18 protein-coding genes are annotated in these 15,227 nt (G+C 70.7%); 8 read left to right on the top strand and 10 right to left on the bottom strand.

Translation table 11 applies throughout. The features are described from left to right. Window positions 1-255: 255 nt before the first annotated feature. From E7Z54_RS00960 to E7Z54_RS00945, 4 genes are all read right to left on the bottom strand, one after another. Entirely contained in the window at window positions 256-1,896 is a 1,641-nt protein-coding gene (locus E7Z54_RS00960) for a long-chain-fatty-acid--CoA ligase (protein WP_206055942.1), read from the bottom strand. Between the two features lie 133 nt (window positions 1,897-2,029). Beyond that, entirely contained in the window at window positions 2,030-2,632 is a 603-nt protein-coding gene (locus tag E7Z54_RS00955) for an HAD family hydrolase (protein ID WP_136430950.1), read from the bottom strand. 41 nt (window positions 2,633-2,673) lie between these two features. Next, the gene (locus E7Z54_RS00950; protein WP_136430949.1) at window positions 2,674-3,963 is read right to left on the bottom strand and encodes a citrate synthase; all 1,290 of its coding nucleotides are present in this window, start codon (window positions 3,961-3,963) and stop codon (window positions 2,674-2,676) included. Window positions 3,964-4,033: 70 nt separating this feature from the next. Further along, on the bottom strand, window positions 4,034-4,936 hold the full coding sequence (locus E7Z54_RS00945; protein WP_136430948.1) for a bile acid:sodium symporter family protein: 903 nt from the start codon (window positions 4,934-4,936) through the stop codon (window positions 4,034-4,036). A gap of 290 nt (window positions 4,937-5,226) precedes the next feature. On the opposite strand from E7Z54_RS00945, the gene rplM reads away from it, so the two are divergent. The 4 genes from rplM to E7Z54_RS00925 are packed head-to-tail and all read left to right on the top strand — an operon-like array spanning window position 5,227 to window position 8,438. After that, window positions 5,227-5,670 carry a 50S ribosomal protein L13 gene (gene rplM, locus E7Z54_RS00940; RefSeq protein WP_136430947.1) on the top strand — a complete coding sequence of 148 codons (444 nt, stop codon included), beginning with the start codon at window positions 5,227-5,229 and terminating at the stop codon, window positions 5,668-5,670. A gap of 33 nt (window positions 5,671-5,703) precedes the next feature. Beyond that, window positions 5,704-6,216 carry a 30S ribosomal protein S9 gene (rpsI, locus tag E7Z54_RS00935; RefSeq protein WP_136430946.1) on the top strand — a complete coding sequence of 171 codons (513 nt, stop codon included), beginning with the start codon at window positions 5,704-5,706 and terminating at the stop codon, window positions 6,214-6,216. A gap of 22 nt (window positions 6,217-6,238) precedes the next feature. Beyond that, the gene (gene glmM / locus E7Z54_RS00930; protein ID WP_136430945.1) at window positions 6,239-7,588 is read left to right on the top strand and encodes a phosphoglucosamine mutase; all 1,350 of its coding nucleotides are present in this window, start codon (window positions 6,239-6,241) and stop codon (window positions 7,586-7,588) included. Between the two features lie 52 nt (window positions 7,589-7,640). Further along, window positions 7,641-8,438 carry an endonuclease/exonuclease/phosphatase family protein gene (locus E7Z54_RS00925; protein ID WP_136430944.1) on the top strand — a complete coding sequence of 266 codons (798 nt, stop codon included), beginning with the start codon at window positions 7,641-7,643 and terminating at the stop codon, window positions 8,436-8,438. 7 nt (window positions 8,439-8,445) lie between these two features. Here E7Z54_RS00925 and E7Z54_RS22785 read toward each other — a convergent pair whose 3' ends face one another. The 5 genes from E7Z54_RS22785 to E7Z54_RS00905 are packed head-to-tail and all read right to left on the bottom strand — an operon-like array spanning window position 8,446 to window position 10,915. Continuing rightward, window positions 8,446-8,616, bottom strand: a complete 171-nt coding sequence (locus E7Z54_RS22785; RefSeq protein ID WP_168798097.1) for a hypothetical protein — start codon at window positions 8,614-8,616, stop codon at window positions 8,446-8,448. A gap of 23 nt (window positions 8,617-8,639) precedes the next feature. Continuing rightward, complete coding sequence (locus E7Z54_RS00920) at window positions 8,640-9,176, bottom strand: DUF1990 family protein (protein WP_136430943.1); 537 nt, start codon at window positions 9,174-9,176, stop codon at window positions 8,640-8,642. 3 nt (window positions 9,177-9,179) lie between these two features. After that, a complete protein-coding gene (locus E7Z54_RS00915) occupies window positions 9,180-9,740 on the bottom strand; it encodes an NYN domain-containing protein (protein ID WP_136430942.1) in 561 nt (186 codons plus the stop codon). 21 nt (window positions 9,741-9,761) lie between these two features. Next, window positions 9,762-10,553: a membrane protein insertase YidC gene (yidC, locus tag E7Z54_RS00910; protein WP_136430941.1), complete on the bottom strand. Its 792-nt coding sequence runs from the start codon at window positions 10,551-10,553 to the stop codon at window positions 9,762-9,764. Between the two features lie 56 nt (window positions 10,554-10,609). After that, window positions 10,610-10,915 carry a hypothetical protein gene (locus E7Z54_RS00905; protein WP_136430940.1) on the bottom strand — a complete coding sequence of 102 codons (306 nt, stop codon included), beginning with the start codon at window positions 10,913-10,915 and terminating at the stop codon, window positions 10,610-10,612. A gap of 92 nt (window positions 10,916-11,007) precedes the next feature. Here E7Z54_RS00905 and E7Z54_RS00900 point away from each other — a divergent pair, with 92 nt between their 5' ends. After that, window positions 11,008-11,688: a glutamine amidotransferase-related protein gene (locus E7Z54_RS00900; protein WP_240769443.1), complete on the top strand. Its 681-nt coding sequence runs from the start codon at window positions 11,008-11,010 to the stop codon at window positions 11,686-11,688. 16 nt (window positions 11,689-11,704) lie between these two features. Here the strand turns inward: E7Z54_RS00900 and coaA are convergent, their stop codons facing one another. Then, complete coding sequence (gene coaA / locus E7Z54_RS00895; RefSeq protein ID WP_206055941.1) at window positions 11,705-12,694, bottom strand: type I pantothenate kinase; 990 nt, start codon at window positions 12,692-12,694, stop codon at window positions 11,705-11,707. 82 nt (window positions 12,695-12,776) lie between these two features. On the opposite strand from coaA, the gene glmS reads away from it, so the two are divergent. The 3 genes from glmS to E7Z54_RS00880 all read left to right on the top strand — a co-directional run. Further along, window positions 12,777-14,621: a glutamine--fructose-6-phosphate transaminase (isomerizing) gene (gene glmS / locus E7Z54_RS00890; RefSeq protein WP_136430938.1), complete on the top strand. Its 1,845-nt coding sequence runs from the start codon at window positions 12,777-12,779 to the stop codon at window positions 14,619-14,621. A 14-nt stretch (window positions 14,622-14,635) separates the two neighbouring features. Beyond that, entirely contained in the window at window positions 14,636-14,989 is a 354-nt protein-coding gene (locus E7Z54_RS00885) for a holo-ACP synthase (RefSeq protein ID WP_136430937.1), read from the top strand. Between the two features lie 26 nt (window positions 14,990-15,015). Continuing rightward, window positions 15,016-15,227, top strand: a 212-nt coding sequence (locus E7Z54_RS00880; RefSeq protein WP_276606186.1) for an NAD(P)H-hydrate epimerase, incomplete at its 3' end; no start/stop codon positions are given.

Genomic DNA, 15,227 nt, shown 5'->3' with positions numbered 1-15,227 from the left:
CACGAGGAGCGCGCCGGTGAGCACCGCCACCGCGAACCGCGCCCGCCGCGGTCGATGGGGCGACCGGTGGGGGGCGGGCGGGAAGAACGGTGGTGCGGGTGGGGTCGGCGGCGGCGCCGGGGGCAGTGCCTGGGTCATGTCCTCAAGGGTGCCCGGGATCCCTGTGACCCGGCTGAGACCGCGTTGAGGAGTTGATCAGAGGCACGGCGCGGCAAACTCGCCACCACGCCCCTCCTCAAGCAGGCCCTGGAGACGTCAGACCTGGCGGTCGCGCTGCTCCCAGTACGGCTTCCGCAGCTCGCGCTTGAGCACCTTGCCCGTGGGATTGCGGGGCAGCGCGGCGACGAGGTCGATCGACCTGGGTGCCTTGAAGTGGGCGAGCCGCTCGCGGCACCACGCGATCAGCTCGGCCTCACCGGGCTGGGCAGCGTCGGGGTCGGCAGGCTTCAGGGCCACCACCGCCTTGACCGACTCGCCCCACCGGTCGTCGGGCACCCCGATCACCGCCACCTCGAGGACGGCCGGGTGCTCGGACAGCACCCGCTCGACCTCGGGGGAGTAGACGTTCTCGCCGCCGGTGATGATCATGTCCTTGAGCCGGTCGGACACGAAGACGTAGCCGTCCGCGTCCACGTGGCCCATGTCGCCGGTGCGGAACCAGCCGTCCGCGGTGACCGCCTGGGCCGTCGCCTCCGGCAGGTTGTGGAAGCCCTTCATCAGCTGCGGGGTGCGCAGCCAGATCTCGCCGTGCTCGCCGGTCGGCACCACCTCCAGCGACGCCGGGTCCACGATCCGCACCTCGCACTCGGGGATCGGCTTGCCGGCGGACAGCAGCCGCTCGGGGTGGCCCTCGGCCTCGGCGTTGCGATGGTCCTCCGGCATCAGGTGCGTGGCGACGCCCGAGACCTCGGTCAGTCCGTAGACCTGGATGAAGTCGGTGTCGGGCCAGGCCTGCATCGCCGCCCGCAGCAGCGGCGGCGGCATCGGTGCGGCGCCGTACGTGTAGGTCTTCAGGGCGCCGAACAGCCTGACCGCGTCCCCGCCGGCCTGCAGCACCTGGGCAAGGACCGCGGGCACCAGGAAGGTGCGGTTGGCGCCGGCCATGATCGCGCCGGCCAGCGAGGCGGCGTCGGGATCGCGGGTCATCACCGACGGGATGCCGTCGTGGATGCCGAACAGGACGTACGACGACCCGCCGACGTGGAACAGCGGCATCGCCACCAGCGACTTGTCGCCGGGTTCGAATCCCCAGCCGTCGTGGGCGTTGATCGTGTGGCGGACCATGTTCCGGTGGGTGAGCATCACGCCCTTGGGTCGGCCGGTCGTTCCCGAGGAGTACAGGACGAGGCACACGTCGTCCTCGAGCACGTCGGGCCCGTCGCCGCAGTGGGTGGAGGCGGCGAGGAACTGCTCGTACTCGTCGTCGGCGCCTCCCTCCGGCGTCACCTCGATGATCTGCTTGACGTTGGGCAGGCGATCACGGATCGCCTCGATCGTGGGCATCAGCTCCCTGCCGACGAAGAGGACCTTCGCGCCGGAGTCGTTGACGGCGTAGTCGATCTCGTCGCCTGCCGAGCGCCAGTTGATGACGGCGTTGGCGGCGCCGATCGAGCCGGCGGCCAGGCTGACCTCCACGCACGCGGGGTGGTTCTTGTCCAGGAACGAGACAACGTCGCCACGCGCGATCCCCAGGTCACGCAGCCCGCCGGCGGCGCGGTGCACCCGGTCGTGCCACTGGGCCCACGTCCAGGTGCGGCCCAGATAGCTCATCGCCTCGGCGTCGGGTGTGGCCTCGGCCCAGTAGTTGAGCCGGTCATCGACGTAGGTCGGCTCGGGCGGAACCGCCGGGGGCCAGGCGCGGGAGGTTGCGGGACGAGGCTGCGCGTCGGTGCTCACCCGGACGATTGTGGCCCACATCACAAAGCCGCACAACGGATCGGGTCTGCGCGTCTCGAACCGAAAGACGCGTCGAGCCGGACTGCCGGGCCGTCGGGCTGCGTCGGACGGTCCCGAGAGGAAATGGCCCGAATCAGACCGGGAGGCCGAGGGCGCGCAGGTCGGCGCGGAGCGTGGCGGCGTCGCTGAAGTGGACGCCGACCATGCCGAGCGCGGCCGCGCCCTCGACGTTGGCGAGCTTGTCGTCGACGAACGCCAGCGAGGCGAGCGGCAGCCCGCACCGCTCGGCGGCGATCGCGTAGATCCGTCCTTCGGGCTTGGCGACACCCTCGGTGCCGGAGACGACGACGTCGTCGAGCAACCCGAGGAACGGGAAGCGCTGCAGCGCGTGGGTGTGGAACAGCTCGTCGGACCAGTTGGTCAGCCCGCACTGGGGGAGGCCCGCGTCGTGCAGGTCGCGGAGGAGGTCGACGGTGCCCGGCACCTCGCCGGTGAGCGAGGCGGCGAAGTTCTCGTAGTAGGCGTGCCCGTGCGGCGCCCACTCCGGGTGGTCGCGCTCGAGCTGGGCGAGGGCGTCCTCCCACGGCAGGCCGGCATCGCACCGGTGGTTCCAGGCGTCGAAGTCGAAGCCGGCGAAGAACCGACGGGCCTCGGACTCACCGACGCCCGCGGCCACAGCAGCGAACGGCTCCCACTCGAGGAGGACGTTGCCCAGATCCCACACGACCCCGGCCACGTCGGTGGCCGGGGTCGTGTCGGTTGCTGCGGTCTCCAGAGTCAGGCCCAGCGCTTCTCTGCCGGCACGAAGTCCAGCGTGCGAGCGCCGGTGTAGATCTGCTTCGGGCGGGCGATCTTCTGGTCCTTGTCCTGCACGAGCTCCAGCCACTGTGCGAGCCAGCCGGGCGTACGGCCGATCGCGAACAGGACCGTGAACATCTCGGGCGGGAACTCCAGGGCCTCGTAGATCAGGCCGGAGTAGAAGTCGACGTTGGGGTAGAGCTTGCGCTTGACGAAGTACTCGTCCTCGAGGGCGATCTTCTCCAGCTCCTGGGCGACCTCGAGCAGCGGGTTGACACCGGTGACCTCGAAGACGTCGTCGCACGCCTTCTTGATGATCTTCGCGCGCGGGTCGTAGTTCTTGTAGACCCGGTGGCCGAAGCCCATCAGGCGCTCCTCGCCGTTCTTCACCCCCTCGATGAAGCCGGGGATGTTCTCCTTCGAGCCGATCCGGCGCAGCATCTTGAGCACGGCCTCGTTGGCGCCGCCGTGCAGGGGACCGAACAGGGCGCCGATGCCGGCAGCGACCGCCGAGTAGGGGTCGACCTGCGAGGAGCCCACCGAGCGGACCGCGTTGGTCGAGCAGTTCTGCTCGTGGTCGGCGTGGAGGATGAAGAGCACGTCGAGCGCCTTCGCGATGCGCGGGTCGGCGGCGTACTTCGCCTCACTCATCTTGAACAGCATCGACAGGAAGTTCTCCGAGTAGGAGAGCTCGTTGTCGGGGTAGATGTAGGGCTTGCCCTGCGCGTGGCGGAACGACCAGGCGCCGAGGGTCGGCATCTTCGCGATCATCCGCACGATCTGGATGTGGCGGTTGTCCGGGTCCTCGATGTGACGTGACTCGGGGTAGAACGTCGACAGGGCCCCGACCGACGCCATCAGCATCCCCATCGGGTGTGCGTCGTACCGGAAGCCCTGCATGAACCCCTTGACGTTCTCGTGCACGAACGTGTGGAAGGTGATCTCGTGCACCCACTGGTCGTACTGCTCCCGCGTGGGCAGGTCGCCGTGGATCAGCAGGTAGGCCACCTCGAGAAAGTTCGAGTGCTCGGCGAGCTGCTCGATCGGGTACCCGCGGTACTCGAGGATCCCCTTCTCGCCATCGATGTAGGTGATGGCGCTCCTGCAGGAGGCGGTGTTCACGAAGCCGGGGTCGTACGTCGCCAGGCCGGGCTGGTCATCGGCCGTCTTGATCTGTCCGAGGTCGGCGGCGCGGATGGTGCCGTCGACGATCGGGATCTCGTACTCCGCTCCGGTGCGGTTGTCGCGTACGGTGAGAGAGTCAGTCACGACGTTCAACCTAGTCGTCCCGGGCAACGTGCTGGAAGCCGGTGTCCCGCAGGCTGGCCTTCGCACAGCCTCACAACGCCCCGCCGGCCTCCTGAGGCGTCGGTGCAGGCCGGTCCTCCCGGCGCGAACGCGTGAGCACCCAGCCGGCGAGCAGGGCCAGCGGGAACATCAGCACGCCGTACACCGCGGCGGGCACCGCGAGCAGCTCGCTGTCGAGCACGCTGACCGCGACGGCGATGGCGAGGGTGCTGTTGTGGATCCCGACCTCGAAGGCCGAGGCGAGCGCCTGCCTCTCCGTGGTGCCGGCGAGCCGGGGCAGGGCGTACCCCAGCGTCAGGCTGGCCGCGCAGAACACGGTCGTCGCCACCCCGACGTCGGCGAGGTACGTCGAGAGGTTCTCCCGCTCGGCGAACAGGGCGCCGCCGATCACGAGGGCGAGCACGACCGCCGAGGCGATCCGGACCGGCCGGTCCGCACGCTCCGCGATGGAGGGAGAGGCGCGGCGTACGACCATCCCGAGGGCGACGGGGACCAGCACGATCGCGAACACCTGCGCAGACTTCGCGAACTGGAGGCCGATCTCGTCGGCGCCGGCCGGGTCGAACCAGTCGACGGCGAGGTTCACGACGAGGGGCAGCGTGACCACGGCGATCAGTGAGTTGACCGCTGTCAGGGTGATGTTGAGGGCGACGTCACCGCGGAACAGGTGGCTGAGGAGGTTGGCCGTGGTGCCGCCGGGTGACGCGGCCAGCAGCATCATCCCCACCGCAAGCAGCGGGTCGAGGTCCAGCGCGACGACCAGCGCGAAGCACAGCAGGGGCAGTACGACGAGCTGGGCGCCGAGCGCCACGGCGACGGCGCGCGGGGTGCGCGCCACCCGCTTGAAGTCGTCCACCGTGAGGGCCAGGCCGAGCCCGAACATGATGATCGCCAGGGCGGCCGGCAGCCCCACCGAGACGAGCACGGAGTCCATCGCCCCATCATGGTGGAGGCTCCGCGCGCCCGGGCGTGGTACGTCGTTTTGACCCCTAGGACGAGCCCCCGTAGCCTTGTCGGTCGCGTCTCCTGCCGCTCTGTGCCCACCTCGCGGTGAGCACGGGGCAGTCCCGGATCGCCCTCGGATCGTCGTGAGACGAGCGTGTGTGGGCCGGGCTGAGTTCGTCAGAAGACGTAGCCCTCGCGGCGGTCGATCCGCAGCGGAGGCGAGCCTGGCCGACAACCGTCGGGCGGGTCCACACGAACTACCCAGAGAGTGAACGCATCATGCGTACCTACGCTCCCAAGCCCGGTGACGTCGAGCGCGCCTGGCTCGTGATCGACGCTACCGACGTCGTCCTCGGTCGCCTCGCGGTGACCGCCGCCACCCTGCTGCGCGGGAAGCACAAGCCGATCTACGCGCCCAACGCCGACACGGGTGACTTCGTCATCATCGTGAACGCCGACAAGGTGTCGCTGTCGGGCAACAAGCGCAACGACAAGATGGTCTACCGCCACTCGGGCTTCCCGGGCGGTCTGACCGCGACCCCGATCGGCGAGGTCCTCGACAAGGACGCCCGCAAGGCCGTCGAGAAGGCGGTGTGGGGCATGCTGCCGAAGAACCGCCTCGGCCGGCAGATCATCAAGAAGCTGAAGGTCTACAACGGCCCGGCTCACCCGCACCAGGCCCAGCAGGCCGTGCCCTACGAGATCTCCCAGATCTCCCAGTGACCCTCTCGACCGAGCTGACTCAAGGACTTAACCGTGGCTGACACGCAGAACGCTAACCAGGATGGGGTCGAGGAGACCTTCGACACCGACGAGCAGGGCCTCGCCTACACCAGCGAGACCTCCCCGTCGTCCGAGGTTGCCGCCGTTGCGGCGACGATCGCTCCCGGCGCGGCCACCGGCCGCCGCAAGGAGGCGGTCGCCCGAGTCCGGATCGTGCCGGGCACCGGCACCTGGACCATCAACGGTCGCACCATCGAGGACTACTTCCCCAACAAGCTGCACCAGCAGGTCGTCAACGAGCCGTTCGCGGCTCTGGGCCTGGAGGGCCGGTTCGACGTGATCGCCCGCATCCACGGCGGCGGCATCACCGGTCAGGCCGGCGCCCTGCGCCTCGGCGTCGCCCGGTCGCTGAACGCGATCGACATCGACGCCAACCGCCCGGCCCTGAAGAAGGCCGGCCTGCTGACCCGTGACGCCCGCGCGATCGAGCGCAAGAAGGCTGGGCTCAAGAAGGCCCGCAAGGCGCCTCAGTACAGCAAGCGGTGATCCGACGCCGGATCATCTGCGCATGACGCGCATCTTCGGCACCGACGGGGTCCGGGGCCTGGCGAACGCCTCTCTGACGGCGGAGCTGGCCCTGGACCTCGGCGTCGCTGCAGCACGTGTGCTGCGCCGCGAGATCGACGACCACCGCCCGCTGGCCGTGGTCGGCCGGGACACCCGGATCTCCGGCCACTTCCTCGAGGGCGCCGTCGTCGCCGGCCTGGCCTCGGCCGGCGTGGACGTCCTCCTGCTCGGCGTGGTGCCGACCCCGGGTGTCGCCTACCTGACCGACGCGCTGGACGCGGACCTCGGCGTCGTGCTGAGCGCGTCGCACAACCCGATGCCCGACAACGGCATCAAGTTCCTGGCCCGTGGCGGAGTCAAGCTCGACGACGCCCACGAGAACCTGATCGAGGCGGCTCTCGGGCAGGACTGGGAGCGGCCCACCGGCGCCGCCGTCGGCATGGTCCGGGCCTACGACTCCACCGCCGAGGAGTACGCCGACCACCTGATCCGGACCCTCGGGGACCCCGACGGCAAGCCCCTGTCTGGCCTGCGGATCGTGCTCGACTGTGCCCACGGCGCCGCCAGCGTGGTCGGTCCGAAGGTGCTCGAGGACGCGGGTGCCACGGTGATCCCGATCGCCTGCGAGCCCGACGGCCTCAACATCAACGACGGCGTCGGATCGACGCACCTCGGGCCGCTCCAGCAGGCGGTCCTCGAGCATGGCGCCGACGCCGGCTTCGCAGTCGACGGCGATGCCGACCGGTGCCTCGCGGTCGACCACACCGGTCAGGTCGTCGACGGCGACCAGATCATGGCGATCCTCGCGCTCGCGCTCCACGAGTCGGGCGAGCTCGTCGGCGACACCCTCGTCGCCACCGTGATGAGCAACCTCGGTCTGATCCAGGCGCTCACGGCCGCCGGCATCACCGTTCGGCAGGCGGCGGTCGGCGACCGCTACGTGCTCGAGCAGATGGCGGCGGGCGGCTTCGTCCTGGGTGGCGAGCAGTCGGGTCACGTCATCCTGCGCCAGCACGCCACGACCGGCGACGGCCTGCTCACCGCGCTCCAGGTCGTGCGCCGGATGGCCGTGTCCGGCAAGAGCCTGCACGACCTCGCCGGTGTGATGACCCGGCTCCCGCAGGTCCTCGTCAACGTGGCCGGCGTCGACCGCACGCGCACCGACGACCCGGAGCTGCTCGCGGCCGTCGCGGCCGCGGAGGTCGAGCTGGGCACCACCGGACGGGTGCTGCTGCGTCCCTCCGGCACCGAGCCGCTCGTCCGGGTGATGGTGGAGGCGCCGACCGCCGAGCGGGCACAGTCGATCGCCGATCGGCTCGCCGACGTCGTACGGGTGCGGCTCGCGCTCTGACGCGCGAAACTGCCGCGACGGCACCGCGTGGCGGACGCTAGGTTCTCGGGCCATGCGGATCGTCTCGCTGAACGCCTGGGGCGGAGCCATGCACGACGAGCTCGTCGCCTGGCTCCCGCTCGTCGATGCCGACGTGGTGTGCCTGCAGGAGGTGACCCGCACCCACGGGCTCGACGGCTGGACCCGCTTCGAGGACGACGCCCGGTCGCTGCCCCAGCGGGCCGACCTGATGGCCGATGTCGCCGCCGTGCTGCCGCAGCACACGGGCTGGTTCACCGTGAGCGACACCGGCCCCGTCACGAGCGACACCGGTGCGGCGCACCGGCAGCACTTCGGGCTGGCCATGTTCGTCCGCGAGGAGCTGGCGCAGGTCGGCCTCCGTGCGGGATACGTCCACGGCGAGTACGCCGACCACGGACCGCGCTGGCCACACAGCGGGCGGCCGCGAGCGGCTCAGGTCGTCCGGCTGTTCGACCATGGGACCGACCGGTTCGTCACCGTCGGGCACCTGCACGGCCTCCGCGACGGCGCGGGCAAGGGGGACAGCCCCGTTCGGCGCGCACAGGCTGAGCGGCTGGTCGCGCTGCTGGCGGAGGTCCGCCAGGCCGATGACCTGGTGGTGGTGTGCGGAGACCTGAACGTGATGCCCGACAGCGAGACGTTCGCGGTGCTCGCCGGGGCCGGGGTGACCGACCTCGTCAGGGACGCCGACACCAGGACCGCCCACTACGCCAAGGCCATCCGGCACGCGAGCTATCTGCTCGTCTCGGACCCGTCGGCGGTCAAGTCCTTCGAGGTGGTGGCCTCGCCCGAGGTGTCCGACCACCGGGCGCTCCTGCTGGAGGTCTGACCACCAATCAGGTCACGGAACGACCAGCGCCGCGATGTCGCCCCGAGATCTCGGCGGTGACCTCGTGGGCGACGTACGACACCTCGTCGTAGTCCAGCGTCCGCGCCCAGGTCTCGTCGCGCGCGCGTTCGCGTGCCAGGCGTAACGCCACGGGGCCTGCCAGGGCCGTGGCCGTCACGGTGTGATGACGACACGACGAGTTCATCGCCCTCGGGTCAGCGCCCTCAGGTAGCGCCGCCGGTAGAGACGCTGGGCGACGAGCGCGATCGGGAAGAGGACGCGTCGCCAACCGGCCGCGGCGCGGGTCAGCGACCGCAGGGTGAGCCGGACCGTGCCGTCGGGCGACCGGTGGACGATGAAAGCCTCCTCCCCGGAGACGGGATGCCCGGTCCGGGTTCCGTAGGCGAACCCGCATCGATCGGGCGACCTGACGACCTCGACCACCCGAACGGGCTCCCGAAGCCGGAGCGGCCCGAGTCGCGCGACGAGCTCGTAGCCCCGGTTCTCGACCACCTCGAGCCCGGCCGCTCCATCCCGAACATCGAAGCCGCTGCGCAGCTTCACCGCCCATCGCAGGACGTCCGCCGACGACCTCTCCCAGTCCTCGGGTCCCTGGCCGATGTCGACGGTCCGCTCGAATCGCCGGTAGCCCCGGGGGCAACCGTCCCAGTCGTCCCGATCGATCCGGGTCTGCCCCACCGCGTCGTAGCTGAGGTCGTCCGTCGCTTCGGCCGACATCGGTCAGAGGAACTGGGTCGGGTCGAACTCCTCGATCGGGATGATGCGGACGCGCGGCAGCCGCTCGTTGAAGGCGCGCACGTCGTACTCGAGGTCGAAGATCTCCAGCCCCTGCTCGGTCAGGGGGCCGAACGCGCTGTTGCGGAACTCGACGAAGCCTGCGACCCCGACGCGTCGGCCGTCGAGCAGGTCGCCGACCTGCTCGACGAAGTCGCCGTCGTTGCTGACGAGAAGCACATCGGCCTCGCGCCGGCCCAGCTCCTCGAGGGTGCGCTGGATGGCGATGTCCACGACCTTCTGCCCGGCTCCGCCGGACAGCGGGATCGGCCGGTACCCCACCGCCAGCAGCGCCTGGACGAAGGGCATCGGCAGGTCGTTGTTCGCAGCCAGGAAGAAGAGACCGCTGGCCGGCTGGTCCCACCGGTCCCGTGCGAACTGCAGCAGGCGCTCCCAGCGCGGGCGCTCCTCGGGACGCGGCCGCCGGCCCAGGATCGAGGTGCCGAGAGTGGCGTCGATGTTCTCGCCGTCGACGAGGACATAGGTGGTTCGCTGCTCCTCGGCCATAGGACGAGACTACGGGTGCCTTCAGCGACCCCGGGCGGCCGCCGGCGAGCCCGGCGTGGGGAACCACCGCCAGATGACCGCTGACTGTCCCAGCGTCCACGCGGAGTTGCAGATCCAGTAAGCCAGAAGCGCAACCGGGACGACCCCGCCGGTGACGACCAGGCCCAGCGCGGAGAGCGCAGGCATCAGCTGCTGCGCCCGAACCATGGTCTCGGGCATCCCGTCGGTCACCGTGTTCGTGGCGACGAGGTACCGCTGAGTGACGTACGAGAGCCCTGCCGCGGCGACGGCCATGCCCGCGACGACCGCCAGGTGACCCGGCCCGGCGCCGAGGTAGCCGCGCTCCGCCAGCGGGACACCCAGCACGGTGGCCGCGCCCAGCGCGGTGACGAGGTCCGGCCCCATCGACCCGACGGCTGAGCCGCCGGCGACGTCGGCCATCAGGTGGTACAGCGCCAGCCAGATCGGCAGCTGCACCAGCATGGGGAGGCAGCCGAGCCGCGGTATCCCGTGCTCGGCGGCGATCCTGCGGCGCTCCTCCATGTGGCGGCGCATGCTGTCGGGATCCTTGCGGTCCCGGTAGCGCTCCGCCAGCTCCCGGAGGGCCGGCCGCGCCCGGGCGGAGGCGTGGGCGAGGCGCAGGCCGTGGACGACCAGCGGGAGCAGCGCGAGGCGGACGGCGACGACGACCGCGGCGATGCAGAGCAGCCAGGTGGCGCCTGCGTCGGGGTCGGCGCCGAGAGCCGTCAGGCCGGTGTGGGCGGTGGCGACGACGGCAGCGAGGGCGTGCGACAAGGGGTCGAGAAGGGACATGGGTGCTCCTGGATGGGTGAAGGGACGGTCGGACCTGGGCTCGCCGAGGGCGAGGGTCAGACCAGTCCAGGAGCGCGCGGACGGAGCGGGTGGCGGCGCGGATCGGTCACTCGTCCGGCCAGGAACGAGGGCGCCTCGTCCGCGGTGCGCTGGTGCCGTGCGGCCACCGGCACGGAGGCCGCGACGTGCCGTCCCGGGACCGCCACCGCCGCCACCGCCATGGCAACCGCCACCAGCACCGCGGCCGACGGAGACTCCGCCGTCGCGGACAGCGACGGAGCGAGTACGGCGATCGCGGCGCCGGTCGCGAGGGCGAGCGCGAGCCGGAGGCGTGCCGTCGCGGCAGCGACCATCCGGCTCATGCGGTGATGCTACGCCCGGGACGGGACGGGGTCCGTGGCCCGATCGCCGAACCGGGTGGCAGGCCCGCGGAGAGATCCGCCACGATTGCCCCATGTGGACCCCCCAGCCGCCGGTGATCGGCCTGCTCGGCGACGACCGCGGTCATCGCAGCCACCAGGAGCTGAATGCGCTGAGGCCGGTGCTGGCGCGCGACCTCGAGGTGGTCGCCGAATGGGTGCCCACGGACCGGCCGTTCGACATCCGACGATACGACGGCGTCTGGCTCGTCCCGGGTTCCCCCTATGCGTCCGACGACAGCGTGCTCGAGGCCCTCACCGTCGTACGGTCCGAGGGCATCCCGTTCCTCGGCACGTGCGGAGGCATGCAGTACGCGGTCATGGAGTTCGTCCGCTCGATCGTCGGCGGCCCGGCCACGCACGCCGAGTCCGACGGCGAGCGGCCGGACAACGTCGTGTCACCGCTCGCCTGCTCGCTCTACGGCGAGGAGCGGACCGTGGCCCCGGTGCCCGGCACCAGGTTCGCGTCCTGGGTCCGGCAGCCGTTCCCCGGGATGCACTTCTGCAGCTACGCGCCGACGGCCGAGGCGATCGGCCTGCTCGAGGAGCACGGAGTCGTCGTCGGGGCGACCGCCGAGGATGCCGGCGCCGAGGTGCTCGAGTTCCCGGACCATCCGTTCTACGTGACCAGCATGTTCCAACCGCACATCGGCGCGAGCGCGGGCGAGCCGGTCCACCCGCTGATCCGTGCCTTCGTCTCCGCGGTCGCCGGCTAGGGGCTCCCCAGGTCCGTCAGATCTTGCGCAGGCGCACGTACTGCACCGAGTGGTCGGCCGACTTGCGCAGCACCAGCGTCGCCCGCGAGCGCGTCGGGAGCACGTTCTGCTCCAGGTTGGGCCCGTTGATCGCATCCCAGATCCGCCGCGCCTCGTTGACCGCCTCGTCGTGGCTGAGCAAGGCGTACTTCGCGAAGTAGGAGTTCGGGTCCCGGAAGGCGGTCTCCCGCAGCTGGAGGAACCGGTCGACGTACCACTCCCGGATGTCACCGGTGCGCGCGTCGACGAAGATCGAGAAGTCGAAGAAGTCGGACAGGCCCAGACCGGTCCGGCCGTCCTCGCGGACCCGCGCGGGCTGGAGCACGTTGAGCCCCTCGATGATCACGATGTCGGGGCTCTTGATGATGACCTTCTCGTCCGGCATGACGTCGTAGACGAGGTGGGAGTACACCGGCGCCGCGACCTCGTCCTTGCCGGACTTGATGTCGATCACGAACTTCATCAGCGCCCGACGGTCGTAGGACTCCGGGAAGCCCTTGCGGTGCAGCAGGCCGCGCTTCTCCAGCTCCACGTTGGAGTACAGGAAGCCGTCGGTGGTCACCAGCGTGACGTGCGGGTGCTCGGGCCACCGGGCCAGCATCTGCTGGAGCACGCGGGCGGTGGTGGACTTGCCCACGGCCACCGAGCCGGCCAGTCCGATCACGAACGGTGTGCGTGGGGGAGTGACCTGATGGAGGAACGCCTCCTGCTCGCGGTGCAGCTTGGACGCGGAGCTCACGTAGAGGCTCAGCAAGCGCGAGATAGGCAGGTAGACCGCCTTGATCTCCTCCAGGTCCAGAGCGTCGCCGAGGCCGCGGAGCCGGTTGATCTCGGTCGCGGTCAGCGGGCTCTCGGTCTCCGAGGCCAGCTTCGCCCAGGTCGCGCGGTCGAGCTCGACGTACGGAGAGGCCTCGCCTCGCGACTCGTCGCCGTGAGGGAGGTTCGCCGTGCTGTGGCCGCTCGACATGTCGGTGATCATTCCAGTGAGCTCGAGCCGAGTCGGAGGGCGTCCCCGATCCGGACCTCGGGGAGTCGTACAGTTGGCGATCATGTGCGGGATCGTCGGATACGTCGGGCCCCGGTCGGCTCAGGACACCGTCATCGACGGTCTGCGCAGGCTGGAGTACCGCGGCTACGACTCAGCCGGCGTCGCCGTCGTCCGTGACGGGCTCCTCGCCGTCGAGAAGCGGGCCGGCAAGCTGGCCAACCTGGAGAAGGTGCTGATCGAGGCGCCGCTGCCCCGGGCGGACATCGGGATCGGTCACACCCGGTGGGCCACGCACGGCCCGCCGAACGACGTGAACGCCCACCCGCACGCCGGCGGCGCCCGCCGGGTGGCGCTGGTGCACAACGGCATCATCGAGAACTTCGTCGAGCTCCGCGGGCGCGTCGAGGCCGACGACCACGTCCTCCTCTCCGAGACCGACACCGAGATCGTCGCCCACCTCGTCGAGCTGCAGGTGCAGTCCGGCGTCGACATCGTCACCGCGATGCAGCGCGTCTGCCAGCAGCTCGACGGCGCCTTCACGCTGGTCGCGATCGACTCCCACGAGCCCGACAAGATCGTCGCCGCCCGCCGCAACTCGCCACTGGTCGTCGGGTTGGGGGACGGCGAGAACTTCCTCGGCTCCGACGTCGCGGCCTTCATCGAGTTCACGCGCGAGGCGCTCGAGCTGGGGCAGGACCAGATCGTGGTGATGACCCGCGACGAGGTGCTGGTCACCGACTTCTGGGGCAACCCGGTCCAGGCCAGGCAGTTCCACGTCGACTGGGACCTGTCCGCGGCCGAGAAGGACGGCCACGACTGGTTCATGCGCAAGGAGATCTTCGAGCAGCCCCGTGCGGTCGCCGACTCGCTCATCGGGCGCCGTACGGCCGCCGGCAAGCTGCAGCTCGACGAGATGCGGCTCGCCGACGAGGAGCTCCGCGACATCGACAAGATCATCATCATCGCGTGCGGGACGTCGTTCTACGCCGGGATGGTCGCGAAGTACGCCATCGAGCACTGGACCCGGACCCCGGTGGAGGTCGAGCTCGCCTCGGAGTTCCGCTACCGCGACCCGATCATCGACGCGACCACCCTGATCGTCGCCATCAGCCAGTCCGGTGAGACCGCCGACACCCTCCAGGCCATCCGCCACGCGCGCAGCCAGAAGGCCAAGGTGCTCGCGATCTGCAACACCAACGGCTCCTCGATCCCGCGCGAGTCGGACGCGGTGATCTACACCCACGCCGGCCCGGAGATCGGGGTGGCGTCGACCAAGGGCTTCCTGACGCAGCTGGTCGCCTGCTACCTGCTCGCCCTCTACATGGCGCAGGTCAAGGGCACCCGCTTCGGGGACGAGATCGACGAGGTCATGCGGCAGCTCGAGGCGATGCCCGACCACATCGACAAGGTGCTGCAGGGCGCCGAGCAGGTCTACGAGCTGGCGCGGTCGCACGTGGGCTCCAGGAGCGTGCTCTTCCTCGGGCGGCACGCCGGCTACCCGGTGGCACTCGAGGGCGCGCTCAAGCTCAAGGAGCTCGCCTACATCCACGCCGAGGGCTTCGCGGCCGGCGAACTGAAGCACGGCCCGATCGCGCTCGTCGAGGACGGCCTCCCGGTGCTGTGCGTGGTACCGCCCCGCGGTCGGGACCATCTCCACGACAAGATGGTCAGTGGCATCCAGGAGGTGCGGGCCCGCGGCGCGCACACCATCTGCCTCGCCGAGGAGGGCGACACCTCCATCGAGCCCTATGCCGACCACCTGATCCGGCTCCCCGGCGTGCCCGTCCTGCTCCAGCCGCTGGTCGCGATCGTGCCGCTCCAGCTGTTCGCGTGCGAGCTGGCCACCGCGCTCGGGCACGACGTCGACCAGCCCCGCAACCTCGCCAAGTCCGTCACCGTCGAGTAGGCCCGGGACCGGCTGTGGGTGTGGTGGGTGTCGGGATCGACGTGTGCGACATCGCTCGGTTCGAGGAGGCGTGCCGTCGTACTCCGGCGATGGTGGAGAAGCTCTTCGTGGGCGGCGAGCTCGGCCGGCCACCGTCGTCCCTGGCCGCCCGCTTCGCGGCGAAGGAGGCACTCGCCAAGGCACTCGGTGCGCCGAAGGGGATGGCGTGGCACGACGCCGAGGTGATGTGCGAGGAGTCCGGCCGCCCGAGGTTCGAGCTCCGGGGCACGGTGAAGGCGGTGGCCGACGCGCTCGGTGTGCAGTCGGTGCACCTGTCGCTGTCCCACGACGCCGGGATCGCGTCGGCAGTGGTGGTTCTCGAGGCCTGAGCGGCGTCGGCCGATAGCGTGGCGGGGTGATCCGCGCGCACACCGTGGAGCAGGTGCGGGCCGCCGAGGCCGACCTGCTCGCCCGGCTGCCCGAGGGCACGCTCATGCAGCGGGCCGCGCACGGGCTGGCCCACGCGGTGGTCGACCTGCTCGGCTCGGGCGCCTACGGCCGCCGGGTGCTGCTGCTCGTGGGGTCGGGCGACAACGGCGGCGACGCGCTGTACGCCGGCGCCCTGCT

This window comes from Nocardioides sp., assembly GCF_004803405.1.
Taxonomy (GTDB): Bacteria; Actinomycetota; Actinomycetes; order Propionibacteriales; family Nocardioidaceae; genus Nocardioides; species Nocardioides vastitatis.
This window is presented reverse-complemented; position numbering and strand designations above follow the sequence as displayed.